We start from the raw sequence: 24,238 nt of genomic DNA, 5'->3' as shown, positions 1-24,238 counted from the left end.
TGTGCAAACCCATCGAGGGTGCCCACTGCCGGGCAGATTTGCGGAGAGCGTAGATGTCGGGATTCAACGATCGCGAAAAGGGTCAGGAAGCGAAGTTCGCTCACGACTCGGAACTGCGCTTCAAGGCTGAGGCGCGTCGCAACAAGCTGCTCGGGCTGTGGGCGGCAGAGCACATGGGCCTGAGCGACGAGCACGCCAAGCAGTACGCCGCGGAGGTCGTCGCTTCCGACTTCGAGGAAGCCGGCGACGAAGACGTATTCCGCAAGATCTCGGGCGACCTGAAGGCCAAGGGTGCTTCGGTGTCGGACGACATGATTCGTCAGAAGATGGCCGAGCTCGTCGGCGTAGCGCGCGACCAGGTGCTCAACGAGGGCTGATGCCTTCGCGGTAAGCCAACCTAAACCATCGTCTCGATTTGCCTTGCGCCCCATGGGTGCGAGGCGTTTCGGTTTGGACCTAAGCTGGAGGTCCAGGATGGAACGTACTCTGCTGATTGGCCGGCGTCCTGCCATGACCCTGATCGTCGGGGCCATGCTGGCCTCGGTCGCTGGCATCGCGCTGGCCGACGGCACGACGATCACCGGCACCGTTGTCTATCGCGAGCGGATGCTGTTGCCCGTCGGCGCCAAGGCGACGGTGCGGCTCGAGGATGTGTCGCTGGCCGACGCGCCGGCAACCGTGATCGCCGAAACAACCGTACCGGCAACGACCAGCCCCACGGCTTTCAGCCTCGATTTCGATCCGGCAAAGCTCGAGACCGGCCACACCTATGCCTGGCGCGCCAGCATCACAGCCGGCGACGAACTGATGTTCACCACCACCGAGCGACATAGCTTCGACCCGCAGGTGGCGGACGTGGAACTGCTGGTGCAGCGCGTCGCCGGCGGCGATACCACGACACTGCCGCTGGAGGGAGCCTGGCTGGCTGAAGACATTGCTGGCGGTGGGGTGATCGACTACCTGCAGACGACGCTGGAGATCGGCGCGGGCGGCAAAGTCTCCGGCAATGGCGGCTGTAATCGCTTCAGCGGCAGCGCCACCATCGCGGGCGACAAGATCAGCTTCGGCGAACTCGCTTCGACCATGATGGCCTGCACCGAAGCGGCGATGGACCAGGAGATGAAACTGCACGCGGCGCTGGCCGTGGCGCGGGCGTATCGGATCGATCCGGCGCAGCGCAAGCTGTTCCTCAGCGACGATGCCGGGAAGGTCGTGGCGCAGTTCTCGGCGATGTAAGGGGTCAGATCCGCTGCATCAGGCGGGTGAACATCAGCAGGCCCTCGGGCCACGGGCCATGCCCGGAGGCGAGGTTGATGTGGCCGGCTTCACCGGCAAAGTGCAGCTCCGAGCCCCAGGCCGTGGCCATGTCGGCGGCGCGGTTGGGGGAGACATAACTGTCGTTGGTCGAGGCCACCAGCAGCGAGGGGAAGGGCAGCGGGTCGGTCGGAACGTTGTCGAAGCTGCGGCCCTCGCGCGGAAAACCTGGACCTTCGTGGTCGGGCGGCGAAACGAGGAATGCCCCCTTCACTTTGCCGGCCGGAAAGCGCGGCGCTGCGTGTACCAATGCCGAAACGGCCAGCGAATGGGCGATCAGCACGACGGGACGCCGGGCAGCTTCTACCGCTTCCACGATCGCTGCGGTCCAGTCGCGCAGATCGGGGTCGTCCCACTCGTCCTGTTCGACGATACGGCCGGTGGAAAAGCGATCGGCCCAGCGGCGCTGCCAATGGCCGGCGCCGGAATTGCCCAGGCCGGGGAGGATCAGGATGTCTGCTTCCGCGATTCTCATACACCGCGCTTTCGGTTCATGAAGTAAGCATGTCCGTAGCGGTGGAGGTCCACCGACGGCCCGTGCTTGTCGTAAAAGCCGACAGCGCCTGGAACGGACAGCAGGGCCATGCCGACGCCGTCGCCAAGGTGCTGCCGGCAGGCCTCGAGCAGGCCCTTGCCGATGCCGCGGCCCTGGAAGTCGTCGTGCACGGCGAGATCGCCGCAATAGGCAACCCAGGCGAAATCGGTGAGGCAGCGGGCGAGGCCGATGCAGCGTCCGTCGATGCGGGCGGTGACGATCAGGTCGGCACCTTCGATCATCGCGGCAATACGCGCGCGATCGTTGATCGGGCGGGTCGGCCCGAGCGCGCTGTGGCCGACCACCGCGATATAGTCGTCGACCGGCAGGGCCGCTTCGCGCGCGTAGACGATGGCCATCAGACCTCCGGTCCGAAGACGCGCTCGAACAGCGCGTCAACATGCTTCAGGTGATAGAAATCGTCGAACATGGCGTCGATCTCGGAAGCGCCGAGTTTACTCGAAACCTCGGGATCGGCTTTCAGCAGTTGCGCGAACAGCCCGGCTCGATCGCCGCGCGCCTGCCAGACCTGCATGGCGTTGCGCTGCACCGCAGCATAGGAATCCTCGCGGCTCATGCCGGCCTGGGTCAGCGCCAGCAGCACGCGCTGCGAATTGTGCAGCCCGCCCAGCAGATCCAGATTGCGCTTCATGTTCTCTGGGTAGACGAGCAGGTTGTCGATCAGCCCGACCAGCCGATTGAGCGCAAAATCCAGCGTCACCGTGGCATCAGGGCCGATCATGCGCTCGACCGAGGAATGCGAGATGTCGCGCTCGTGCCAGAGTGCGACGTTCTCCAGCGCCGGGGTGACCATGCCGCGAACCAGGCGGGCGAGGCCGGTAAGGTTTTCGCTCAGCACCGGGTTGCGCTTGTGCGGCATGGCCGAAGAGCCCTTCTGGCCAGGCGAGAAGAACTCCTCGGCTTCCAGCACCTCGGTGCGCTGCAGGTGACGAATCTCGGTGGCGATGCGCTCGATCGAGGAGGCAATGACGCCGAGGGTGGCAAAGAACATGGCGTGGCGATCCCGGGGGATCACCTGGGTGGAGATCGGCTCCGGCGTGAGCCCCAGCTTCTCCGCCACATAGGCTTCCACCTGTGGATCGATATTGGCGAAGGTGCCGATGGCGCCGGAAATGGCAGCCGTGGCGATCTCGGCACGCGCTGCGACCAGCCGGGCACGATTGCGGGCGAACTCGGCATAGGCTTCGGCCAGCTTGATGCCGAAGGTGGTCGGCTCGGCATGGATGCCGTGGCTGCGGCCGATGGTGATCGAGTACTTGTGCTCCTTGGCGCGCTTCTTGATCGCGGCCAGTAGCCGGTCGATGTCACCGAGCAGGATGTCGGAGGCGCGGGCCAGCTGTACCGCCAGGCAGGTGTCGAGCACGTCCGACGAGGTCATGCCCTGGTGCAGGAAACGGGCCTCGGGGCCGACGATCTCTGAGACGTGGGTCAGGAAGGCGATGACATCGTGCTTGGTGGTGCGCTCGATCTCGTCGACGCGCTCGACATCGAAAGTAGCGTTGCCGCCCTTGGCCCAGATGGTCTCGGCGGCCTCCCTGGGCACCACGCCGAGTTCCGCCAGCTTGGTGGTGGCGTGGGCTTCGATCTCGAACCAGATCTTGAAGCGGGTCTCGGGCGACCAGATGGCGACCATTTCGGGGCGGGAATAGCGCGGGATCATGGGCTTATGGCTCTTTGTTCGCGTAACCGATGCGTTACGCGGTAACTGTGGTGGCGGCGTTGCGGATGGCCGCAATGCGGCCGGCATAGGTCTCGGGGTCGTTGCCGGCGAAGACTGAGGTTCCGGCAACGTAGAGATCGGCGCCGGCATCGGCGAGGGCTTTGGCGTTGTGCTCGGTGACGCCGCCATCGACCTGCAGGTCAATCGAGCGGTTGCCGATCAGGGCGCGGACTTGCCGGATCTTGTTGAGGCTCTCGGGGATGAACTTCTGCCCGCCGAAGCCGGGATTGACGCTCATCACCAGCACGAGGTCGACATCACCGATGACGTGCTCGATCGCCGAAACCGGGGTCGCCGGATTGATGGCGACGCCGGCGCGCTTGCCTTCGGCGCGGATCGCCTGCAGCGAGCGATGCAGGTGCGGGCCGGCCTCGGCATGCACGGTGATCGAGTCGGCGCCGGCCTTGGCGAAGGCGCCGAGATAGGGGTCAGCCGGGGCGATCATCAGGTGAACGTCGATGACCTTTTTGGTGAGGGGACGGATGGCCGAGACGATCAGGGGGCCGATGGTGATGTTGGGCACGAAATGGCCATCCATCACATCGACATGAATGTAGTCGGCGCCGCCAGCATCGATGGCGCGAATCTCGTCGCCGAGCCGGGTGAAATCGGCGGACAGGATGGAGGGCGCGATGCGGATGGGGCGGGACATGGGGCCTCGTCGGGGCAAAAGCCGGTTGTTAGGTGGCTGATACCCCGCCCCAACCGCGATGTCATCCCTGCGAAAGCAGGGACCCATTTATCCGCCGGCGCAACTGGCGAGTTGGGTCCCTGCTTTCGCAGGGATGACACCGAGTTCCAGGGATGCCCGGTGGTTCGATCCGATTACGGAATAGCGGTCGCCGGATCGCCATCTACCGCAGCCGCGAGCTTGGGCGGCAGCAGGTCGAGCAGGTAGCCGAGCGACAATGGTGTCTGCCAGCTCATGGCGGCACTCGCCAGGCCGTCGCCGTCGTCGAGCCAGATCGAGCGTCCTTGTGTAGCGAGCTTCAGGCCCTGGTAGAGGCTCATGGCTTCGACCTTGTGCTGGATCTCGGCATTGTCGGCCGGCCAGATCGCCACATCCATGTCGAGCAGATCGATGTACTCGGCGCTGACGGTGATGCGGTTGTCGTCCTGCGCCAGCTTGTCGAGCTCAGGCGGGAAGGTGAGGCCGAGGTCGATGAGGAACTTGCTGGCGAGATCGTTGCTGCTCCACAGGTCGAACGAGCCGTCCTCCCTGAGGTAGACATTGGTCCCGGTCTTACCCTCGAGCTCGGGATATTGCTGGCGCACCGCGGCGTAGCGATCGGCAAAGCTGTTGATGATGACGTCGGATTTCTCGGTGCTGCCCGAGGTCGCCTGGTCGATGATGGTCAGCTCGGCCTGCCACGGCGCGCCCCAGTGCTGGTAGCCTGCGGGGGTGACCACGACGGGCGCAATCTTCGAAAGGTTCTGGTACATCGGCTCGTCCATGGTGACGTAGATGGCGATGATCAGGTCGGGGCGCTGGGCTGCGACCCATTCGATGTTGATGCCGTCGGCGGTCATCACCTCGGGCTTGGCGTCAACTGCCTGCCGCGCCGCCTCGGCCCAGGGCCAGGTAGCGTAGGCGTGCTCACCCCACCATTCCTTGACACCGACGGGCGCGATGCCGAGCGCATAAAGGAAATCCTGCTCGTGCATGCCGACCGAGACGACACGCTGCGGCTTGGCCGGAATGGTGGTGGCGCCATAGACGTGCTCGACGGTCACCGGAAAATCCGCTGCGAGGGCGGGAGCCGCCAGAGCCGCCAGCAGCGCCAGCGTGGCCAATATCTGTCTCATCTGAAATTCCCTGGAGTCCTGAATTGGCGGCACTAGAGGAAAGATGCAGATAGTCAAGTTTAAGTGACGCGCTTCACATCAGAGCGAGCGGCCGCCCGTCGCATTGCCTTCGGCCCCGAACCGGCTATGACTTCGCGCGATTTGTCGGAGGCATGATGGACGGGTTTTCGTTCTGGCTGGTGTTCGGGGCAGGGGTGCTGAGCTTTCTCAGCCCATGCGTACTGCCACTGGTGCCGCCCTACCTCACCTATATGAGCGGTGCGAGCTTCGACCAGTTACGCGACGATGGCGCCACGGCCGGGGTGATCTGGCGGAAAAGTGTCTTCACCTCGTTGTTCTTCATCGCCGGCTTCTCCGTCGTCTTCATCCTGTTCGGCGCCACGGCCACGGCGTTCGGCCAGGCGTTCCGCCAGGCGCTGCCGATCATTACCCCGATTGCCGGCCTGTTCATTATCGCCATGGGGCTGCACTTCCTCGGGGTCTATCGGATCGGCCTGCTCGACCGGCAGTTGCGGCATAACGGTCCGGGCGTCGCCAGCGGCCCGGTGGGTGGGTTTCTGCTCGGGCTGGCCTTTGCCGTCGGCTGGACGCCATGCATCGGCCCGGTGCTGGCGGCGATCCTCGCCGTGGCCTCGACCAAGGAGACGGCGCTCGATGGCGCGGCGCTGCTGGGGCTCTACTCGCTCGGACTGGGCGTGCCGTTTCTGCTCGCCGGCATTGCTATCGGGCCGTTCCTCACCTTCTTTTCCGGCTTCAAGAAACATCTGGGGCTGGTCGAAAAGGTGATGGGCGGCTTGCTGGTGATCACCGGGCTATTGTTCCTCACTGGGCAGTTCACGCGCATTTCGTACTGGTTCCTCGAAACCTTCCCGGTTCTGCAGCAATTCGGGTAAGCGCGGCTTAACCGTCGCTGCCGAAATCCCCTGGCGGATCGCGCGATCACGGTTCCGTCAACAGGCCATTCACTGCCGCTGGCGATAGTCGCCGCAACCTTCTCCCGAGGATGCGACTATGGCTCTCGAAGCCTATGCAGAAGATACCCCGCCGCCGCGGCCGCAGCGCCAGCGCCTGACCGTGGTGCCGGTGGCGACCGTGCAGCTGGCGCATCGGATCGATGACGTCGCGACGATCTGGGCAGCACTGGAAGCCGCAGAGATCGAGTCGCCGGGCCAGAGCGCCGCCTTCACCCGTGCCTGGGTCAATGCGTTCGGTATTGCCGAGGCCGACCAGTTCTACCTGACTGCTGCCTTTGACGGTGAGCCGGTGGCACTGCTGCCGTTGTGGCGGCGGCGCGTCAAAGGCGTGCGGCTGCTGTCATGGTTTCCCGGGGCCCATGTCGGCTGCAACGCGCCGCTGGTCGATGCGGCACGGCTCGCGACGCTCGGTTCGGTCGAGCGGGCGGCGCTGTGGTCGGCAATGCTGGAGCGGCTCGAGGGCGCCGACCTGATCTATCTGAAATCGGTGCCACAGCTGTTCGTCGAGGGTGTCGATATCTTCGCCGAGCTGGGCCAGTCGATCGAGGCGGAGACCCTCTATCGCGCGCAGTTCGCGAGCTGGGATGACGCCAACACCACGCAGCGCTCGAAATCGCGCCGCAAGCACGATCGCCAGCAGGGCGAGCGGCTCGAGGCGCTGGGGCAGGTGGGTTTCGAAGAGGTGCGGGGTGGCCCCGAGGCCCTACCGATCCTCGACGTGATGTTCCGCCAGCGCGCCGCGCGCTTCGTCGCGATGGGCGTACCGGACCCGTTCGCGGAGCCGGGCGTGCGGGCGTTCTATGACGCGACCCTGGCAACGAGTTCTGCCATCGACGTGCGGCTGCACGTGCTGCGGCTCAATGGCGAGATCGTCGCGGTGCGCTACAACATCGCGCATGGCGAGCGGCTGTTCTGCCTGATCAGCTCGATGAGCGACGATGCGACGATCCAGACCGGCTCCCCCGGCAAGCAATGCCTGCTGCGGGTGATGCAGACGGTGTTCGATACGGGCTATCGCGTCTTCGATATGGGCGCCGGCTTCACCGACGAGAAGCGCCACTGGTGCAACCTAAAGCTGCCGGTGCGCCAGCACTATGTGCCGCTGACGACGCTCGGCACCGTTGCGGCCAAGGGGCACTTCGGCTGGCAGGTGCTGCGGCAGAAGCTCAAGGCGAACAAGACGGTGATGGGTGTGGTGAAGGCGGTTCGCGGGCGAATGCTGAAGGCGAAGGCTGAGCAGCGTGCCGCGGAGCCTGAGGCCTAGGGGACGCCAATTCGGCGTCGCGCCAACTCCGCTTCGCGCCACCGCTCCCAGCGGCCCCTGAGTTCGGCTCGGCGCAGCGGATAGACATCCTCCAGCACCCGCGCTTCGAGCATCCGGTCCAGCCGGAAGTGCCGGAACCCCTCACGCAATTCACACCACGCCACCAGCATGCGATGCGTGTCGTCGTAGCCGAGGATCACCGGCCACACTGTGCGCCTGCTGACCTCGCCGCTCTCCGCCCGATAGAGGAGATGCAGCTTTCGCCCGTCGCGGATGGTCTGCCGCAACTCTGTCTCGCCGATGGACCCCACGTTGGTCTGCACCACCGGCCGACTGCCGACGCTAGGCAGCTCGACGTAAGGCCTGAGCCGCTCCGGCACCGTCGCTGCGATTTTCGCCACCACGTCACGCGCCGCGAGCGCGAGGGCGGAGTCGGCATGCCCGGCTACCCATTGTGCACCCAGTACCACGGCATCGAGCTCGTCGGGCGTCAACATCAGCGGCGGCATGTCATAGCCCGGAGCGAGCAGGTAGCCGAAGCCCGCCTCGCCGTCGATCGGTACACGCTGGCCGATGAGGTCGGCCACATCGCGATAGACCGTGCGCTTCGACACCTCGAGCTCACCCGCAATTGCGGCCGCCGTCACCGGTCGAGTCGAGCGGCGGAGGATCTGAATGATCTGAAACAACCTGTCAGCGCGGCGCATCTTGATGACTCCTGCTGCCAGAATGCTGTCAGCAGCTGCTGGCTACAAGCGGGGCATCACTCAGGAGAGCAAGCATGAAATTCGCTTCCACCCGCCTCGTCGCCGCCGACATCAAATCCGTGGTTGCCTTCTACGAACTGGTCACGCGCCAGAAGGCCGACTGGCTCGCCCCAGTCTTCGCCGAGATCGTCACGCCGGCCGCCACCATCGCGATCGGCGCAGCCGAGACCGTCGCCCTGTTCGAAGAAGGCAGCGCCGAACCACGCGCCAACCGCACCGCTATCCTCGAATTCATGGTCGACGATGTCGAAGCGGAATACTCCCGCCTCAAGGACCAGTTGGAGGTCGTCCACGAGCCCAAGACCATGCCCTGGGGCAACCGCACCACGATGTTTCGAGACCCCGAAGGCACGCCGGTGGCGCTTTACACGCCGGTGACGGATGCGGCGAGGGCGAGGTTCGCGGGCAGGTAGAATAGGCTGAGCCTCAGATCAGCTTCAGCCCCTTCATTGAGGCGTGCCCGTTCTTCCCGATGATGATGTGGTCGTGCACCGTTATGCCGAGCGGCCGGGCGACGTCGTTGATCTGGCGGGTCATCTGCACGTCGGCAGTCGATGGGGTCGGATCACCAGAGGGGTGGTTGTGGACGAGGATCAGCGCCGTGGCGCTCAGTTCCAGCGTGCGCTTGATCACCTCGCGTGGGTAGACCGGCGCGTGGTCGACCGTGCCGGTCTGCTGCACTTCGTCGGCGATCAGGCGGTTCTTCTTGTCGAGGAACAGGATGCGGAACTGCTCGATATTGTTGAACGCCATCTGGGCGTGGCAATAGTCGATCAGTGCCGTCGATGAGCCGAGGATCGGCAGGTCAGGTGTCATCCGGTCGCGGGCGAAGCGCTGCGCGGCAGCCTGGATGATCTTGAGGTTGGCGGCTGAAACCAACCCGAGCCCTTTGACCCCGTCGAGTTGCTGCGGGGTGGCGGAGAATACGCCGGAGAACGAGCCGAACACCCGGATCAGTTCTTTGGCCAGCGGCTTGGTGTCTTTGCGCGGGATGACGATCTGCAGGATCAGCTCCAGCAGTTCATAGTCTTCGATGTGCTGTTCGCCGAGCTGCAGGAAGCGCTGCCGGGCGCGTTCGCGATGGCCGAGATAGTGCGGAGCGGGAGCCTCGCCGAGTCCGTCCGGCGATGGCTTTTCCCCCCTGCGCATCGGCTAGCGGCGGGCGTCGAGCGGGTTGAACAGGCCGCGAGGCGAGAGCGTGAAGATCTCGACGCCGGTCTCGGTGATGCCGATCGAATGCTCGGCCTGGGCCGAGAGCGTGCGGTCGCGGGTCACGGCGGTCCAGCCGTCGGCAAGGATTTTTACGTGCGGGCGGCCGAGGTTGATCATCGGCTCGATGGTGAAGATCATCCCCGGCTTCAGCGGCACGCCGGTGCCCGGTACGCCGAAATGCATGATGTTGGGCTCGTCGTGGAACAGCTGGCCCACACCATGGCCGACGAAATCGCGCACCACGCTCATCCGCTCGGCTTCGGCCAGCGCCTGGATGGCGGCGCCGATATCGCCGGTGGTGGCGCCGGCTCGGGCCGCCGCTATGCCGGCGGCGAGGCCGGCATAGGTGACGTCGATCAGGCGCTCGGCCTTACGGCTGATCTCGCCCACCGGATACATGCGCGAGCTGTCGCCGTACCAGCCGTCGACGATCAGCGTCAGGTCGATATTGACGATGTCGCCTTCGCGCAGCGGCCGCTCCTCGGGGATGCCGTGGCAGACCACGTGGTTGATCGAGGTGCAGATGGAGTGGCGGTAGCCCTTGTAGAACAGCGTCGCCGGGATCGCGTCATGGTCGCGGGCAAACTCGTAGGCGAGCCGATCGAGCGCCGCCGTGGTGACGCCGGGCTTTACCGCATCAACCAGCAAGTCGAGGGCTTCGGCGGTCAGGCGTCCGGCCTTGCGCATGCCGTTGAAGCCCGCCTCGCCGTGCAGCGGGATGACCCCGGAAGTGCGGCGGCTCTTGGTTTCGGCTTCGACGTAGGTGATCATGGCGGCTCCGTTGTCAACGAAAGTAAGCGTTCCGGCTCGGGATTGGAAGTCTCGTTGGCGCTGCCCGCCCTCCGCCAATACTGTGGGCACCGGGCCCGATGACATGCCGGATTGCTTGACCTTTCGGGCTTTGGTGAGGCAATGCATTGTGCCTCGCAAATCCCGGGGCCGCCATGCCATCGCCCGAACCCGTCACCGCCGCACTCGTCGTCATCGGCGATGAAATCCTGTCCGGCCGGACCAAGGATGTGAATATCGGCGCCACGGCGGATTTCTGCACCGAGCTCGGCATCGAGCTCCGAGAAGTGCGGGTGGTCTCGGACGTCGAGGACGAAATCATCGCCGCGGTGAACGCGGTGCGCGTCCGCTATACCTATGTGTTCACTACCGGCGGTATCGGGCCGACGCATGACGATATCACCGCCGATGCGGTTGCCAAGGCGTTCGGGGTCAAGCTGCCGATCAACGACGAGGCGCGCGCCATGCTGGAAGCGCGCTGGCAGCAGACCGGCACCGAAATCAACGAGGCGCGGTTGCGCATGGCGCGGATTCCGGAGGGCGGGGCGCTGATCGTCAACTCGGTCAGTGCGGCGCCGGGTTTCCGCATCGGCAACGTGCACGTCATGGCCGGCGTGCCCAAGATCATGCTGGCCATGCTCGAGGCGATCCGGCCGACCCTGAAGGGCGGGGACAAGATCAAGTCGGTCACCCTCCGCTGCCGGGTCGGCGAGGGCACCATTGGCGGTCCGCTCGGCCAGATCCAACTGGAGTTCCCCGACGTCAAGATGGGCAGCTACCCGCAGATGGGGCAGACCTTCGTGATGACTGAACTGGTGCTGCGTTCACCCAACGAGGCGCGGCTGGCCGAAGCCGCCGCTCGCGTTCGGGACATGATTGCCGAGGCGCACCGGGCCGCGGGCCTGTCGCCGGATGTCGAGGCCTATTGAGTTTCCGGCCCTGACGGGCCTTTTCCACAACAGGTGGCAAGGCCACCGCAGGAGAAACAATTGAACCAGACCTCGCAAAAATCCTTCCCGGTGACGTGGGACCAGTTTCACCGCGACAGCCGCGCACTGGCCTGGCGGCTGCAGGCGCTGGGCCCGTTCGATGCCTTGGTGGCGATCACCCGCGGCGGCCTCGTGCCGGCGGCGATCGTAGCGCGCGAGCTCAACATCCGGGTGGTCGAGAGCGTCGCGGTGAAGAGCTACGACCACCAGAACCAGGGCGGCATCAAGGTGCTGAAGCCGATCGCCCCGGAATTGCTGGAGAAGGCCCGTTCGGGCGGCAAGCTGCTGATCGTCGACGACCTGGTGGATACCGGAGCCACGGCGCGCGTGGTGCGCGACATGCTGCCCGGCGCCCACTTCGCCACCGTCTACGCCAAGCCGAAGGGCCGCGAGATGGTCGACACCTTCATCACCGAAGTGAGCCAGGATACCTGGATCTTCTTCCCGTGGGACCTGGATGTGGCCTATGTGCCGCCGATCTCGGGCGGCACCGACTGAGGGCCGTCGCTCTGCCTAAAGCTGCTGCACGACGTTGATCCAGAGGCCCGAGGGGTCTTTCAGGCTGAACCGGCGCTGGCCGAAGGGTTCGTCGGTCAGCGGATAGTCGGGCTCCTTGCCGGTGGCGCGCACTTCCTCGAGGGCCGCGGCGGCGTCTTTCACCTCGAGCTCCATGCTGGTGCCGGCGGCATAGGCCTCGGGGCCAGGCGGATACGACGGGTGGTTGGGCGACATGAAGGCAATGCTGGCGCCGTCTGCCTGCATGTAGACGAACCACTCGTTCTCGAACACCACCGAGAAGCTGAGGTGCCTGGCCCAGAAGTCGCGGCAGGCGAGGAACTGCTCGGTGACGGTGATGGGGTAGCGGTCGATGAACTGCATGTCGGCCTCCTGTGCCAGGTTGGAGCGACAGGGATAGTGCACTGATCCTGACGGACGATGTCAGGGTTTATCGAGTGCACCAGCTCCCGATGGCTGACGGTTCAGACCATGAGCCAGCCGGGCGGTGAGCGATCAGTCGGGTCGACCGGATACGGATAGTCCGGCCCGAACCATTGTTTTGGGCCGATCACCAGTTTGTCCGGCGCAGCGCCAAGCCATGCGGCCCACCAGCTGAAGGTCGAGTTGGCGATGATGAAGTGCCGGCACGATGACATCAGGTGCATGTCTTCATAGGCCGAAAAGCCGGTCACCGGCCGCAATCCCTGCCAGCCCTGGAGCTCCGCCAAGGCGATGTCCGGATCGTCGCTGAACAGGAAGTAGGTTGGGCGTTCGACCCTCGCTTCGAGGGCAGCTTTGGCAGCGAAATAGTGCTCGGCATGGAGCAGGCCAAAAAACGCAACGGTTTCGGGCGAGTTCGTATAGTCGCCGCGGCGGATATGGATGGCGACAGGGTTCCTGGCGGCCGCGAGCTCGGCGGCGAGCTCGGCGGTGCGCGGCGTTGCCAGCCTTTTGATGTCGAAGGCCCGGCGAACCGAAGCCTCGTGCCCCTCGAAATAGTGCCAGGATTGGAAGAAACCGGACAAGGCGGCGGGGGCGGTGAGTTTCAAGAACCTTGGGTCGAATCCCTCGACGCTCACGAGACGCGTGCCACCGCGAAAGGGGGTTGGCAGCAGCCGTAGCGCGGTGGCGATTCGGCGGCCGATCTTGAACGGCGGGACCCGGGCCGATTGCAGCTCGATGCCAAAATCGCGAAGGCCGAGGCGGCGGTCGCCACGATCCTTGCGCTCATAATGGCGGATATCGAAACAGAGCTCGGCTCCAAGCCGCTCCGACAGGGTCAACCCGGCGGCATACTGGAACATCTGGTTTCCGAGGCCGCCATAGATGTTGACCCCGACCAGGTTTGGTCGCGCGTTGCGCACAGTGCACCCCTTTGCCTCGGAACGACTATGGACGGAAATTGTATGGTTGTCAGTGTCCGAACCGATGTGGCAGTGCTCAGCGTCCGCGGGCGTGATGGAATGGTAGACATACCGGACTTAAAATCCGGAGGGGGTATCCCCGTGTGGGTTCGAGTCCCACCGCCCGCACCACTGGATGCCAAGGAACTATCCGGCACGGCCTTTCAAAACGGGTGGCGGCAATGTCGACGATCGGGGCCCGCGTCTCGTCGGTTGAACACGCCCAGTCTTACCCGAGCATGCCGGGGAGGATGTGCTTCGAAAAGAACGAAGGGTGCTGAGGGTCTGCGGAACGCTGGTTGCCTGCCGTCGTACATGTCTTCAGCTCGGCGACCAGCAACAGCGCATCCTCGGCCTTGCGGTTGACCCGGTGCTCGCGATAGGCGGCAAGAATTTCCGGGCGCTCGTCCGCGGGGAGCAGAGCCTCGATCGAGCGGTCCTTGAAGTAGAGCCGACAGGCTCGCTCCCAGATGCGCAACTGTTCCCCCTCGGAGATGAGCTGCTGGTTGCGTAGGCGAGCAAGGGTCGGCTTCACGTTGACCAGCGGCTCGGTCAACGGAGGATAGCCGAGTTCTTCCGGGCCGTGGGAGATCGCCACCGCGGCATCATCGTCGAGGGCGCCGCTGCCATAGGCCTGCGCGATTTCGCCGATGGGAAGCATGCCGAACGTGGCGCATTCGGCGGCACGAAGCGCGCCCATCGAGGATGAACCGAGCATGGTCACCCCACGTCCGAGGGCGAAGAGGATTTCCTTGTGCCATGGCGCCGCCACGGCGTCGAAGAAACCATCGACCAGGCCGATGGCCTCAGCGCCATCGAGCACGGCCTGGGCGATGTCACCCTGCCTGGCTGGAGGGCGGACCGAGATTCCGGTCAGATCCGGCGTCTCGCCGTAGAGCGACGGGCCGACGAACAGCACCCTCATTGCGTGAGTACCCGGAGTGCGCGCCGACCCGGCGACCAGTTGACGTTGGTTTCCCGGTCCTCGAGTACCGCCGAAAGCGCTCGCACCACCGAGATACCGTAGCGGTCACCGCCCAGTTCGCTCCAGACGATCTCAGCGGTCGGTCCTATGCGCTCCGCCAGATGATGGAGCAGTTCAGGCAATGGTGTGTCGGGGGCAAGCCAAGCCGGGGGGGCGGCCTGGCCTGGGCCACGATGCGCGAGGAACGCAACCGACTCGTCCGGCTGCTCGAAGTATTCGGCCGGCAGAAAATCGTCCCGACCACCGGCGATGTTGGTGATTCTGGTTTGAGCCGCTTCGGTGATGGCGCGGCCGATCGCTCGGGGGCCCGTCGGGTGGCAGCCGTAGCCGGCGGCAATATCGAACAACCTCGTGGTGTCGGAGGCGCGCTCGCTGATCACCGCCATAACGCAAGGTACGCCAAGGTCGGTGGTCTGGTCGAACAGCCGCAGCTCGAGATCGGCATCTCGGATCTGTTTCCCGAATGCCTGGATTGCAGCGTCGTTTACGGCCTCGATGGGGAACTCGGTCGCAAGCCTCGCTGCATCAGAGAGGAGCGACCACAAGGAGGTCGCGTCTCGCTCCAGCAACTCGCAGATGGCGTGAAACAGCGCTTCCTCGGTGGTGTTGCCGGACGCGAGGCCGTTGGTGCTCCGGCCAACCTCCGGAAGGTCGGTGGCTTCCTCGCCGATGGTCAAGGCGTCGCGGGGGATCCAAAGGGGCTCATTGTGGGGCCAACTGCTGCCCTTGAGCCAGCGGATCGGCGCCCCGGTGGGTAGCGGCCGGTCGGGTGGCAAGAGGCGGGCCGCATCGTAGTAGCTCTCGCCGGCCAGCCGAAGGGCATCGGCCGTGGCAAGCCGGTCAGGGACCTCCGATCGCTCCGCAATGGCGAACTCGGCAGCCTCCATCAGCGCCGATGCCATGGCGCCGGCATCGTCGCGTCCCTTTCCCTGGCTGACGCTGAGCGTCAGTCCAGCGGGACGAATCGCTGAGAAGCAGGGGATGCCTATACGATCGAGGCCGGTCTGGCGCGCCAGCCGGGTGATGCCGAGCGAGGCAAGGTGCGACCGCAGCCGCTCGACCGTTTGCACGGCCGGCGAACTGCGTTCGCCATATTCAAACCAGCTCGACGGCGTCGAAACGGCGCCGTCCACCGATTATTGCCGGAAGAACTTGCGGCTGGGAATTCGGGGCAGAGCCGGCAGGGCCTTGGCAACCGGGGCGACCTTCGGCGAAGCAGATGAAGTGTTCAATTGCAATCCTCCTGATGACAAAGCAGGAGGCGCACAATCGAATTAAGACAGAGTTTACGCGCCGCGCGAGAACCCAGCCAAATGCAAGGCGTTGAGATAGTGCGCGGTGTCGTCCGGATTGGGCGCCGGATAGAGGCTCTGCCACTTCTCAACCGTGAACCCGGGATCGCGGGCCAACGCTTGCTCTCGGTATGATGCCGCAGCCTGCTTGTCGTTCAGCATCGCCGCGCAGGCCGCCATCAGGCGCAGCGCCAGCCCCGGGGTTTCCATCGCCGACAATCTCGTCAGGGCCTGTTGGTACTCGCCCCGGAAAAAGCTGACGGCTCCGGCGATCCAGTAATAATCGTCCGGCGCCAGCGGATTGAGGGAAAGCGCCCGCGAGATCTTGGCTTCGGCTTCATCGTGCCGGGACAGGTGGGTGAGCACGTCTGCCTGGTCGACCAGCAGGTCGGCATGGTTGGGGGCGAATTCATGGGCGGCTTCGAAAAGCTCGCGGGCGCCGGGGAGGTCATGCAGGTACAAGGTGGCGTGGCCGATCTCGCGTAGACCGGCGCTGTCGTTCGGTTCATAGCTGTAGGCGCGCTGCGCCAGATGTCGAGCTTCGTGCAGCAGCGTGCGGTCCGCGCTGCCGCGCTCCAGCCACTCCAGTGTCTTGGTGCGCGCCAGTTGCGCCAGTGCCGGTGCAAAATCCGGCGACAACTGGATCGAGCGCTGGAGCGACTTCTGGGCTCGAAGCAGGGAGTTGAGATCGTTTCGATCCCGCCGTTGCATGGCGATCAGGTAGTGCACATATGCCGATGCGGCGCCGGTACGTCGGTATTGCTGCAACTCGCAGGCGCCGATTTCGCCGCAGATCTTGTCGGCGAGTACTGCACAGAAACTGTCATGGATGCCTTGCAGCGCACCCGAGCGCAGCTCGACTTCGCTGCGATAGATGCGCCGGCCCGGGCCTGTGGCGACCACGTCGATGGTCATCAACGCAAATGGCAGTTCTCTCTGGCAAAGAACCACGTCAGTCAGAACGACGTAGTCGGCAGGGAGCATCTCCTCCCAGATTGGGCCAATCGTCAGCTTCATTGCCGAGTGCGGCGCGATTACCTCGTAGAGGCGGCTCCGGCACAGGCTGAGCGTAACATCTGTGACCAGAGAGAGGGCAATTCTGTGATCTTGCGCGTCAACCAGTGGCGAGCTGTGGCGCGGCGGAACAATCAGAAGACGAGGGACAGTGTCGTTCTTCCGTTCCGTAAATGTTCCAGTGGACTGTGACAGGTCAGTTCTCACATCAGGAAATCCGATTGAATTGAATGTCCGTCTCCTGTGGCGACGGTAACCGCTATTTCTTGCTCGTGGAAGCGTTGCGACGACGATATTCGGAAGTAATGCACGTTCGTCGGTGCATCGTAGAGCCGCTTCAACTCCCGGCATCGCAGATGCGAGCTTCCGACAGTTGCTCGTGATGCTGGTTGCCCTCCGTATTGCGGCCAACGCGAACCCCCTCGCTGCAGATGTCGTCGAGCAGGCTCGCTGACTGTGTTGCATGGTGCCGGCCTTGACTTCCGCCTGCCGGGTTCCGCAAGCATTCGATGAGGGTGGTGTTGAATCTCGAGTCCCGCCGCCCGCACCGGTTTTTGAGGAGTGACGGATGCTGCTGAAGCTCGAAGTGCTGGAGGCGATCAAGCGCGGCGAGATTACGCTGCAGTTCCGGCGCTGGAGCCGGCCGACGGTGAAGCCGGGCGGGACCCTGAAGACCAAGGTCGGGCTGCTGCAGATCGGCCGGATCGACGACATGTCGCCGGCCGAGGTGACTGAGGCGGATGCGCGGAAGGCGGGGTTCAAGGATGTGGCCGAGTTCGACAGATGGCTCGGCACGATGAAGCAGGGCCCGCTGTTCCAGCGAATCGAGGTCAGCTATCTCGGTGAGGCGCCATGATCCGGGCTCTCTGGCTGGTTGCCGTATTGCTGCTTGGAACAACGCTCCCGGCGGCAGCGGAGGAAGCCTGCGAAACCTGGACGGCGGGCGCCCAGGAAGATGAGGGCGGGCTGGTGTTCACCGTCGCCGCCTGTGCCACCGACCGGCCCGATGCCTACCTATTCATGACCTGCTCGGCTGGCGAGGTCTTCATCCGCTACGATCTTGCGGCGGGAGCCGAGCGCTCGCCGGATGAAGACGAGGTCAACGACGTCGATTTCAGTGTCGGCGTTTCCACCCAGCGGCTGTCGATGCGCTACGAGGCAATGGATGGGATGTTTGCCGGCAGCGTGCCGGCGAACGGGCCGTTGGTGGCGCTGCTGAGATCGGGGCAGGGGCTCAATGTCGTCGATGCGGACGGCCGCTATCCGGTCCACAGTTTCGGGCTCACCGGTTCGTCCGCGGCGCTGACGCGGCTGGTGCAGCAGTGCCGCTAGGCGCGCAGGCGCTCGCGTAGCCAGGGCTGATCGTCAAGGCTGGGGCCGGTGACGGTGAAGCGGCCAAGCGAGCCTTCAAGGGTCCGTTGCAGCACGACCAGGGCGCGGACCCACTCGGTGTAGAGCCTGCGCGACCGGCGAACGCCGTCGAGCGAAACGCAGCGCGTGTGGGCGGCATGCCAATCGGGGCAGCGCGCCTCGCGAGCAAAGCGGCGGATCACCGTGGCATGCGGTACGGGCAACGCGAGCACCGCCCAGTATACCGTCAGTGCGTCAGGGTCGGAGGCGGTCGCCGTCTCTACCGACTGGTGACGAAACGCCCAGATAAGCAACTCTTGTATGTCGATCCGTTGGGCCATTTCACCTCGCAGGAACTCAGTCTGTCGGGGAGGAACGGCCAACGAAATACCGAGTTTCCACATTTGTCGTCGATAGCGGGAGGCCTGGTTGATGCGACGTAAAGCCAGCCGTCGCAGCTTCTGCGCAAATCGATATTGACCCTCACGTAGCGTCAGGGACTATCCCCAAGCCCGCGGAGAACGCGCGTGATGAAAACACTTACCGTCAAAGAGGTTGCAAGACTGTCCGGGGTATCGGTCCGGACGCTGCACCACTACGACCAGATTGGTCTGTTGAAACCGGCGTTCACCGGGCAGAACCGCTATCGCCACTACGGACAGGAGGAACTGCTGCGCCTGCAGCAGATCCTGTTGCACCGGGAACTCGGCATTCCCCTGTCGGAGATTGCCGCCATCCTCGATGCACCTGACTTCGATCGGCTCGCAACACTGCGCCAGCAGCGCGAGCGGCTGAGTGAAGAAGCCAAGCGCTATGCCCAACTTGTCAGGACGATCGACCGCACGATCGCCAGTCTTGAAGGAGATCGCGCGATGAGAAACGCGGATTTGTATAAGGGCATCTCGCCCGACAAGCAGGCCGAGTACGAGGCCTGGCTGGTGGAGCACTATGGCGGCGACATGCCGGAGCGCATCGCGCTCAGCAAGCGCAAGTACGAAAGCCTGTCGGACACCGAGAAGCTCGAGCTCAACCAGGAGCTGCACGACCTGGAGCAGGGCCTGGCCGAGGGCCTGCGCCGCGGCGTGCCGATGGGCTCGCCCAGCCTCGATCCGCTGCTCGGGCGCCACCGCGCCTGGGTATCGCAGATGTGGGGCAAGCCGTGCCCGCCCGAGGCCTATGCCGGCCTCGCCGACCTCTATTTGTCGCACCCGGATTTCATCGCCCGCTTCGAGGCGATCGAACCGGGCTTCGCCCAGTACCTGTCGGGCTCGATGAAGGTCTACGCCAACCGGCAGGGGTAAGATCATGGCCGCCGGATTAATTCGTCCGGCGGCCGGAACGTTTGGCAACTGGCCGGCATTATCCGCCCCGAACGCTAACCCCCAGGGAGACCGGGAAAATGCACAAGGACGAGATCAAGGGCGCCGCCAAACAGGCGCGCGGCAACGTCAAGGAGGCCATCGGCAAGGCCACAGGCGACAGCAAGCTGCAGGCCGACGGCGCCGCCGACAAGGTGGAAGGTTCGGTGCAGAAGGCTGCCGGCAAGGTCAAGCAGGCGGCCCGCGACGCGCTCAAGCACTGACTTCCGCGTTCTGCTCGCGCGAAGGCCGCCCAATGGGCGGCCTTTTGCATTAGGCTCCGCTTATCCAGCACGGAGTCGCGGGCATGATCGGCAGCATTCTGACGGGCATCGTTGCCCTGATCCACATCTACATCCTCATCCTCGAGATGGTCCTTTGGGACAAGCCGCAGGGCATGAAGGCGTTCGGCACCACGCCGGCCTTCGCCGCCGACTCCAAAACGCTGGCGGCCAATCAGGGACTCTATAACGGCTTTCTCGCAGCCGGACTGATCTGGGGGATCTGGCTGGGTGAGGCTGGCGATCCGATCAAGATCTTCTTCCTCCTCTGCGTTGCCGTCGCCGGTCTGTTCGGGGCCGTCACCGTTAGTCGCAAGATATTGTTTGTACAGACAATTCCCGCCGTCGTCGCACTAGTTGGAGTTTGGTTGGCCTGAGCTTTTGCACAAGCAGGTGGATACTCGCCTGGACATAAATTGCTCACACAAGCCGAACTGGCTAACCTTGCCCCTGCGGACGGAACTGAGGGGGCGATAGACAGTGAGCTATCTGGTACGGCGGAGGCCACGCCTCCGATCGAGGGCGGTGCTGCCCTATTTATGGCACATGGCGGAGGTCCTATGACCTCAAGCAAGACAGTATCGGTCGCTTGGACGGACGAGACGCCGGAAGCGGCGTGGGAACCTCGTCAAACTGGGGCGCGATCCGCAGTGAAGCAGGTGGTGTTCCTCGTCGATTTCGGCATGGTCAGCCATGGGCTGGCCCCGTTGTTCGTTGACGGCCATGCCACCGAGATCGGCTTCTGGGGCTTTTCCAACGATATCATCCGGCGGCTGACCCGGCTCAACGAACTCTACGACCGGCAGGTCAACTGGGACAACCCAAACGACCCGACCTGGCGGATCTCCGAGCGCGACCGCAACGAGTTCAACGCGCTGCTGCCGTTTGTGGCCTCGGAGATCCAGATTGCGCTCGGCGACAAGTGGGAGATCGTGCTGGAGAGCCAGCCGATCTAGGGCGGTGCGCTGTTATGGCGGTGCCCCACCCACCGGGTCATTCCCGCGAAAGCGGGAACCTCTGTTTTCTTGCCTGCGGCACGATCGCAAACAGAGGTCCCCGCTTTCGCGGGGATGACACCGAGCGTGGGCGCTTTCTGGTGGCAAGCTCACCGACTGGCGCTGAGTCACGCATGTGAGCCTTGCTGGCGTCCAGCGCTTACTCGAAGCTGTAGTGCAGTCGCACGCAGCCGGCGCCGAGCGTGTTCGACGACAGCAGCTTCAGGCTCTTCTCAAACCCGGTGGCCGGAAACAGCGGGAACCCGCCCCCGAGCAGGTGTGAGATGACGTAGATCTCGATCTCGTCGAGCGCGCCGCGTTCCATGAAGGCCATCTGCAACTGGCCGCCGCCGAGCATCCAGACGTCGCCATCGTCGAGGGCGCGAAGTTCGGCGACCAGTGCGTCGATGTCGGTGCGGGTTTCTAACTGGCCGATCGGTGCGGGCAAGGGGCGGGAGGTCACGACGATGACACGCTGCTCGCCATATGGCCAAGGGATGTTCTCGCGCTCCAGCCAGTCATAGGTGCCGCGGCCCATCACCACGGTGCGGATGCGCTTGATGAACAGGTTGTAGTCGAACTGGCCCAGCTGCATATCGGTGCGCTGGGTGAGCCAGGCCAGCGACTCCTGGGGGTCGGCAATGAAGCCGTCGAGGCTCGAAGCGATGTAGCCAACGATGCGGGCCATGGCGATTCTCCTTGTCGGTGCTAACGTAAGTCATTTATAAACAAACATTCGTTTATATTGGAAGCCATGTCCAGACCCCGCAAGATTTCAGATGAGGATGTCGTTGAGGCCGTTGCGGCACTGGTGTCGCGTGAGGGCCCGGCCGGGCTGACCTTCGCCTCGGCATCGGCAGCCACCGGGCTCTCGCCTGCTACCCTGGTGCAGCGCTACGGCAATCGCGAGGCGTTGCTGCGCGCGGCATTGCTGTGGATGTGGGATCAGCTCGACCTCAACGTTGCCGGCGCCGATGCCAGCCATCCGGTCGATCCGGAGGGAGCGATCGCGCTGCTGGTCCGGCTGTCGGCCGGTTATGGCGCGGGCGACGAGGCGGCGCAGGGCCTGCTGCTGCTGCGCGAAGATTTTCGCGATCCGGTGCTACGGGAGCGTGGCGTGGCCTGGAACCGGGCGATGACCAAGGCGCTGGGCCGGCGTCTCAGCGCTGATCCGGCCCGGCAGGAGTTGCTGGGCCGGCTCATGGCCAGCCAATGGCAGGGTGCAGTGCTGTGGTGGGGATTCTCTCGCGAGGGGACGCTGCGCGGCCTGCTGAGGCGCGAGCTGCGTGAGTGGCTTTCGGCAATCGGAATTTCGTAGTTTCCGGGTTCATTCCGCTGCCCGGCGCTACTACATTGCCGCCATGCACTACCGCATGCTCGATACCGCACTTGGGCCCATGGCGATCGGCTGGACCGATGCCGGGATATCACGCGTGCTGCTGCCCGGCGATACGGCTCAGCAAATGCGGGCGCGGCTCGAGCAGGCTGATGGCGTCGAGGCTGCCGATGGGCAGCCGGAGATCGCAACTCGGGTCCTCGCCTATGCCGAGGGGACGAACGATAATTTCGCCGATGTCGTGCTCGACCTGTCGCGCGTGCCCGAGGTCAGCCGACGCATCTACGAGCACATCCGAGGGCTCGCCTGGGGCGAAACCACGACTTACGGCGCCATCGCCCGCTGGCTCGGCGACGTGGCGCTGTCGCGCGCGGTGGGCGCCGCCATGGGCGCCAACCCGATCCCGCTGATCGTCCCATGTCACCGGGTGCTGGCCGCCGACGGCCGGACCGGCGGCTTCTCTTCGCCGGGTGGCGTCAGGGCCAAGATGGAAATGCTGGCGCTGGAAAAAGCCGCTTCGCCAACCGGGCAGTTCTCGTTCGGGTTCTGAGCAGATGCAGCACGGCATCTCAGCCCGTCACCGGCGTCATTCCCGCGCCGGCGGAAACCTAGTGGGATGCTGCGGAATTCGCTGAGGCCGAGAGATCCCACTGGGTCCCCGCCTGCGCGGGGATGACGCCGTGGGGAGGTGCCGCATCGAGCGCAAACACTGAGCCGGTGCAACTCAATCGTGAAATGTTCAAAGCGAGGGCGTGCTGCAGGCCTACTGGCCCCGCTTGAACACCTTCAGGTGGCCGAGCTGCTTCACCACCTTGGTGGCGACGGTTTCGATCGGATCTTCGATCGACACCGCCAGCACGTTTTCGTCCGGGGCAGGGCGTTCGAGCGTTGCAAACTGGCTGTCGAGCAGTTTTGGGCTCATGAACTCGTGGTTGCGGGCTTCGATGCGCTTGCGGATGGTGTCGATGTCGCCGTCGAGGAAGACGAAGAGGATCGGCTCACCCGCCTTCTCGGTGAGGAAATCGCGATAGGCGCGCTTCAGCGAGGAGCAGGCGCCGACCGCGACACCCTTCTGCGCGGCGGCTTCATGCAACGCGCCGGCCAGCGTTTCGAGCCAGGGCCAGCGATCCTCGTCGGTGAGCGGGATGCCGTTGCGCATCTTCTCCTTGTTGGCCGGCGGGTGGTAGCCGTCGCCATCGAGGAACGGCGCATGCAGGCGCCGCGCTATGGCCGCGCCGGTGGCTGATTTGCCCGACGACGACACGCCCATGGCGATGATGATCCGCGCGTTCTCAAACGGTGGCAGTGAAGGCGCCGTCGACATAGAGGATGTGTCCGTTGACGAAGGTGGAAGCGTCGGAAGCGAGGAATACGGCGGCGCCGCCCAGCTCGGCCGGGTCGCCCCAGCGGCCCATGGGCGTGCGCTTTTCGACCCAGGAGTTGAACTCCTGGTTCTTGAGCAGCGCCTCGTTGAGTTCGGTGCGGATATAGCCGGGGGCGATGCCGTTGACGTTGAGGCCGTGCTTGGACCAATCGACCGCCATGCCGCGTGTCAGATTGGCGATCGCCGCCTTGCTCGCCGCATAGGGGGCGATCGAGGGGCGGGCGAGGTTGCTCATCACCGAGCAGATATTGATGATCTTGCCCGACTTGCGGGCGATCATGCCGCGCGCCACGGCGCGGCCGACGATGAAGGCCGAAGTCAGGTTGGTGTCGATGACCTGCCTGAACTTGTCGAGCGGCCATTCTTCGAGCGGTGCCCGGTGCTGCATGCCGGCATTGTTGACGAGGATGTCGATCGGCCCGATCTCGGTCTCTGCATGGGCAATGGCGTCTTCGACGCTGTCTTCGCTGGTGACGTCGAAGGCCAGCGCCTTGACGTTCAGCGCGCCATCATCAGCGAGACGCGACGCGGCTTCGCCGAGGGCTGCCGGGTCGCGGCCGTTGAGGATGATTTCGGCGCCGGCACCGGCCAGTGCTGCAGCAATGCCGAAGCCGATGCCGCGGCTCGACCCGGTGACCAAGGCGCGCTTGCCGCCCAGATTGAATAGAGAAATCGAGTCCAAAGTCAGTGCCCCTCCCAGGTTCAGGCGGCGCGAGACTAGTGGATGATGCGCGGCTTGGTAAGACCGGGCGACCTCGGCGGTGAGGAACGTACACAGGGCAGGCAGGTCGGGCTGCCGATGGGGTGGCATTCGGGCGTCGCCCGTGCCAAAAAGCCGCGCAAAGAAATCCTAATGACTCCCAATGGAGATAATGATGGCGTCTGCCGATATCGGCCTGATCGGGCTCGCAGTAATGGGCTCCAATCTGGCGCTCAACATCGCCGAGAACG

33 protein-coding genes and 1 tRNA gene are annotated in these 24,238 nt (G+C 64.6%); 17 read left to right on the top strand and 17 right to left on the bottom strand.

The window, feature by feature from the left end; translation table 11 throughout:
* Positions 1-53: 53 nt before the first annotated feature.
* Positions 54-377: a DUF1476 domain-containing protein gene (locus VGV07_RS23015; protein WP_326871083.1), complete on the top strand. Its 324-nt coding sequence runs from the start codon at positions 54-56 to the stop codon at positions 375-377.
* A 97-nt stretch (positions 378-474) separates the two neighbouring features.
* Positions 475-1,236: an META domain-containing protein gene (locus VGV07_RS23010; protein WP_326871082.1), complete on the top strand. Its 762-nt coding sequence runs from the start codon at positions 475-477 to the stop codon at positions 1,234-1,236.
* A 4-nt stretch (positions 1,237-1,240) separates the two neighbouring features.
* Here VGV07_RS23010 and VGV07_RS23005 read toward each other — a convergent pair whose 3' ends face one another.
* The 5 genes from VGV07_RS23005 to VGV07_RS22985 form a co-directional block, all read right to left on the bottom strand.
* The gene (locus VGV07_RS23005; protein ID WP_326871081.1) at positions 1,241-1,789 is read right to left on the bottom strand and encodes an RBBP9/YdeN family alpha/beta hydrolase; all 549 of its coding nucleotides are present in this window, start codon (positions 1,787-1,789) and stop codon (positions 1,241-1,243) included.
* Positions 1,786-2,208 carry a GNAT family N-acetyltransferase gene (locus VGV07_RS23000; protein WP_326871080.1) on the bottom strand — a complete coding sequence of 141 codons (423 nt, stop codon included), beginning with the start codon at positions 2,206-2,208 and terminating at the stop codon, positions 1,786-1,788. The genes VGV07_RS23005 and VGV07_RS23000 overlap by 4 nt, the downstream gene beginning before the upstream one ends.
* Positions 2,208-3,530 carry an adenylosuccinate lyase gene (purB, locus tag VGV07_RS22995; protein WP_326871079.1) on the bottom strand — a complete coding sequence of 441 codons (1,323 nt, stop codon included), beginning with the start codon at positions 3,528-3,530 and terminating at the stop codon, positions 2,208-2,210. The genes VGV07_RS23000 and purB overlap by 1 nt, the downstream gene beginning before the upstream one ends.
* A 34-nt stretch (positions 3,531-3,564) precedes the next feature.
* Positions 3,565-4,242, bottom strand: a complete 678-nt coding sequence (rpe, locus tag VGV07_RS22990; protein ID WP_326871078.1) for a ribulose-phosphate 3-epimerase — start codon at positions 4,240-4,242, stop codon at positions 3,565-3,567.
* Between the two features lie 173 nt (positions 4,243-4,415).
* Positions 4,416-5,396: an ABC transporter substrate-binding protein gene (locus tag VGV07_RS22985; RefSeq protein WP_326871077.1), complete on the bottom strand. Its 981-nt coding sequence runs from the start codon at positions 5,394-5,396 to the stop codon at positions 4,416-4,418.
* Positions 5,397-5,551: 155 nt separating this feature from the next.
* Here VGV07_RS22985 and VGV07_RS22980 point away from each other — a divergent pair, with 155 nt between their 5' ends.
* Entirely contained in the window at positions 5,552-6,289 is a 738-nt protein-coding gene (locus VGV07_RS22980) for a cytochrome c biogenesis CcdA family protein (protein WP_326871076.1), read from the top strand.
* Positions 6,290-6,407: 118 nt separating this feature from the next.
* Positions 6,408-7,634, top strand: a complete 1,227-nt coding sequence (locus tag VGV07_RS22975) for a GNAT family N-acetyltransferase (protein ID WP_326871075.1) — start codon at positions 6,408-6,410, stop codon at positions 7,632-7,634.
* Here VGV07_RS22975 and VGV07_RS22970 read toward each other — a convergent pair.
* Complete coding sequence (locus VGV07_RS22970) at positions 7,631-8,341, bottom strand: YafY family protein (protein ID WP_326871074.1); 711 nt, start codon at positions 8,339-8,341, stop codon at positions 7,631-7,633. The genes VGV07_RS22975 and VGV07_RS22970 overlap by 4 nt on opposite strands.
* Positions 8,342-8,415: 74 nt before the next feature.
* Between VGV07_RS22970 and VGV07_RS22965 the strand changes: the two genes are divergently transcribed.
* Complete coding sequence (locus VGV07_RS22965; protein WP_326871073.1) at positions 8,416-8,814, top strand: VOC family protein; 399 nt, start codon at positions 8,416-8,418, stop codon at positions 8,812-8,814.
* A gap of 13 nt (positions 8,815-8,827) precedes the next feature.
* On the opposite strand, the gene radC is transcribed toward VGV07_RS22965, so the two are convergent.
* A complete protein-coding gene (radC, locus tag VGV07_RS22960) occupies positions 8,828-9,550 on the bottom strand; it encodes a RadC family protein (RefSeq protein ID WP_326871072.1) in 723 nt (240 codons plus the stop codon).
* Between the two features lie 3 nt (positions 9,551-9,553).
* The gene (gene map / locus VGV07_RS22955; RefSeq protein ID WP_055049328.1) at positions 9,554-10,384 is read right to left on the bottom strand and encodes a type I methionyl aminopeptidase; all 831 of its coding nucleotides are present in this window, start codon (positions 10,382-10,384) and stop codon (positions 9,554-9,556) included.
* A gap of 173 nt (positions 10,385-10,557) precedes the next feature.
* Between map and VGV07_RS22950 the strand changes: the two genes are divergently transcribed.
* Both VGV07_RS22950 and gpt read left to right on the top strand, forming a co-directional pair.
* On the top strand, positions 10,558-11,331 hold the full coding sequence (locus VGV07_RS22950; RefSeq protein ID WP_326871071.1) for a competence/damage-inducible protein A: 774 nt from the start codon (positions 10,558-10,560) through the stop codon (positions 11,329-11,331).
* Between the two features lie 33 nt (positions 11,332-11,364).
* The gene (gene gpt, locus VGV07_RS22945) at positions 11,365-11,889 is read left to right on the top strand and encodes a xanthine phosphoribosyltransferase (RefSeq protein ID WP_414649989.1); all 525 of its coding nucleotides are present in this window, start codon (positions 11,365-11,367) and stop codon (positions 11,887-11,889) included.
* Positions 11,890-11,904: 15 nt separating this feature from the next.
* Here the strand turns inward: gpt and VGV07_RS22940 are convergent, their stop codons facing one another.
* Positions 11,905-12,270, bottom strand: coding sequence for a VOC family protein (locus VGV07_RS22940; protein ID WP_326871069.1), 366 nt, complete (start codon positions 12,268-12,270; stop codon positions 11,905-11,907).
* 101 nt (positions 12,271-12,371) lie between these two features.
* Positions 12,372-13,253: an alpha-1,2-fucosyltransferase gene (locus tag VGV07_RS22935; RefSeq protein WP_326871068.1), complete on the bottom strand. Its 882-nt coding sequence runs from the start codon at positions 13,251-13,253 to the stop codon at positions 12,372-12,374.
* Positions 13,254-13,338: 85 nt separating this feature from the next.
* Between VGV07_RS22935 and VGV07_RS22930 the strand changes: the two genes are divergently transcribed.
* Positions 13,339-13,424: transfer RNA gene (locus VGV07_RS22930), tRNA-Leu, on the top strand.
* Positions 13,425-13,521: 97 nt separating this feature from the next.
* Here the strand turns inward: VGV07_RS22930 and VGV07_RS22925 are convergent.
* The 3 genes from VGV07_RS22925 to VGV07_RS22915 form a co-directional block, all read right to left on the bottom strand.
* Positions 13,522-14,217: a TfuA-like protein gene (locus tag VGV07_RS22925; RefSeq protein ID WP_326871067.1), complete on the bottom strand. Its 696-nt coding sequence runs from the start codon at positions 14,215-14,217 to the stop codon at positions 13,522-13,524.
* A complete protein-coding gene (locus VGV07_RS22920; protein ID WP_326871066.1) occupies positions 14,214-15,410 on the bottom strand; it encodes a YcaO-like family protein in 1,197 nt (398 codons plus the stop codon). The genes VGV07_RS22925 and VGV07_RS22920 overlap by 4 nt, the downstream gene beginning before the upstream one ends.
* Positions 15,411-15,563: 153 nt before the next feature.
* A complete protein-coding gene (locus tag VGV07_RS22915) occupies positions 15,564-16,586 on the bottom strand; it encodes a hypothetical protein (RefSeq protein WP_326871065.1) in 1,023 nt (340 codons plus the stop codon).
* A gap of 565 nt (positions 16,587-17,151) precedes the next feature.
* On the opposite strand from VGV07_RS22915, the gene VGV07_RS22910 reads away from it, so the two are divergent.
* Positions 17,152-17,439, top strand: coding sequence for a hypothetical protein (locus VGV07_RS22910; RefSeq protein WP_326871064.1), 288 nt, complete (start codon positions 17,152-17,154; stop codon positions 17,437-17,439).
* The gene (locus VGV07_RS22905) at positions 17,436-17,915 is read left to right on the top strand and encodes a hypothetical protein (RefSeq protein WP_326871063.1); all 480 of its coding nucleotides are present in this window, start codon (positions 17,436-17,438) and stop codon (positions 17,913-17,915) included. Before VGV07_RS22910 ends, VGV07_RS22905 begins: the two co-directional genes overlap by 4 nt.
* On the opposite strand, the gene VGV07_RS22900 is transcribed toward VGV07_RS22905, so the two are convergent.
* Positions 17,912-18,274, bottom strand: a complete 363-nt coding sequence (locus VGV07_RS22900; RefSeq protein ID WP_326871062.1) for a hypothetical protein — start codon at positions 18,272-18,274, stop codon at positions 17,912-17,914. The genes VGV07_RS22905 and VGV07_RS22900 overlap by 4 nt on opposite strands.
* 189 nt (positions 18,275-18,463) lie before the next feature.
* Between VGV07_RS22900 and VGV07_RS22895 the strand changes: the two genes are divergently transcribed.
* From VGV07_RS22895 to VGV07_RS22880, 4 genes are all read left to right on the top strand, one after another.
* A complete protein-coding gene (locus tag VGV07_RS22895; protein WP_326871061.1) occupies positions 18,464-19,234 on the top strand; it encodes a MerR family transcriptional regulator in 771 nt (256 codons plus the stop codon).
* 98 nt (positions 19,235-19,332) lie between these two features.
* Positions 19,333-19,515 carry a CsbD family protein gene (locus tag VGV07_RS22890; RefSeq protein WP_326871060.1) on the top strand — a complete coding sequence of 61 codons (183 nt, stop codon included), beginning with the start codon at positions 19,333-19,335 and terminating at the stop codon, positions 19,513-19,515.
* 83 nt (positions 19,516-19,598) lie between these two features.
* On the top strand, positions 19,599-19,949 hold the full coding sequence (locus VGV07_RS22885) for a DUF1304 domain-containing protein (protein ID WP_326871059.1): 351 nt from the start codon (positions 19,599-19,601) through the stop codon (positions 19,947-19,949).
* Positions 19,950-20,132: 183 nt separating this feature from the next.
* The gene (locus VGV07_RS22880) at positions 20,133-20,528 is read left to right on the top strand and encodes a hypothetical protein (protein ID WP_326871058.1); all 396 of its coding nucleotides are present in this window, start codon (positions 20,133-20,135) and stop codon (positions 20,526-20,528) included.
* 199 nt (positions 20,529-20,727) lie between these two features.
* Here VGV07_RS22880 and VGV07_RS22875 read toward each other — a convergent pair whose 3' ends face one another.
* The gene (locus tag VGV07_RS22875; protein WP_326871057.1) at positions 20,728-21,255 is read right to left on the bottom strand and encodes a dihydrofolate reductase family protein; all 528 of its coding nucleotides are present in this window, start codon (positions 21,253-21,255) and stop codon (positions 20,728-20,730) included.
* 66 nt (positions 21,256-21,321) lie between these two features.
* Here VGV07_RS22875 and VGV07_RS22870 point away from each other — a divergent pair, with 66 nt between their 5' ends.
* Both VGV07_RS22870 and VGV07_RS22865 read left to right on the top strand, forming a co-directional pair.
* Positions 21,322-21,885 carry a TetR/AcrR family transcriptional regulator gene (locus VGV07_RS22870; RefSeq protein WP_326871056.1) on the top strand — a complete coding sequence of 188 codons (564 nt, stop codon included), beginning with the start codon at positions 21,322-21,324 and terminating at the stop codon, positions 21,883-21,885.
* A complete protein-coding gene (locus tag VGV07_RS22865) occupies positions 21,854-22,453 on the top strand; it encodes a methylated-DNA--[protein]-cysteine S-methyltransferase (protein ID WP_326871055.1) in 600 nt (199 codons plus the stop codon). The genes VGV07_RS22870 and VGV07_RS22865 overlap by 32 nt, the downstream gene beginning before the upstream one ends.
* Positions 22,454-22,666: 213 nt before the next feature.
* Here VGV07_RS22865 and VGV07_RS22860 read toward each other — a convergent pair whose 3' ends face one another.
* Together VGV07_RS22860 and VGV07_RS22855 are read right to left on the bottom strand one after the other, a co-directional pair.
* Positions 22,667-23,227, bottom strand: coding sequence for a gluconokinase (locus tag VGV07_RS22860; RefSeq protein ID WP_326871054.1), 561 nt, complete (start codon positions 23,225-23,227; stop codon positions 22,667-22,669).
* Positions 23,196-23,975: a glucose 1-dehydrogenase gene (locus VGV07_RS22855; RefSeq protein ID WP_414649991.1), complete on the bottom strand. Its 780-nt coding sequence runs from the start codon at positions 23,973-23,975 to the stop codon at positions 23,196-23,198. Before VGV07_RS22855 ends, VGV07_RS22860 begins: the two co-directional genes overlap by 32 nt.
* 187 nt (positions 23,976-24,162) lie before the next feature.
* On the opposite strand from VGV07_RS22855, the gene VGV07_RS22850 reads away from it, so the two are divergent.
* Positions 24,163-24,238, top strand: a 76-nt coding sequence (locus VGV07_RS22850) for an NAD(P)-binding domain-containing protein (protein WP_326871106.1), incomplete at its 3' end; no start/stop codon positions are given.

Source organism: Devosia sp. (assembly GCF_035944845.1).
Classification (GTDB): domain Bacteria; phylum Pseudomonadota; class Alphaproteobacteria; order Rhizobiales; family Devosiaceae; genus Devosia_A.
The sequence above is the reverse complement of the archived record's forward strand: the minus strand, read 5'-3'. Positions and strand labels throughout refer to the sequence as shown.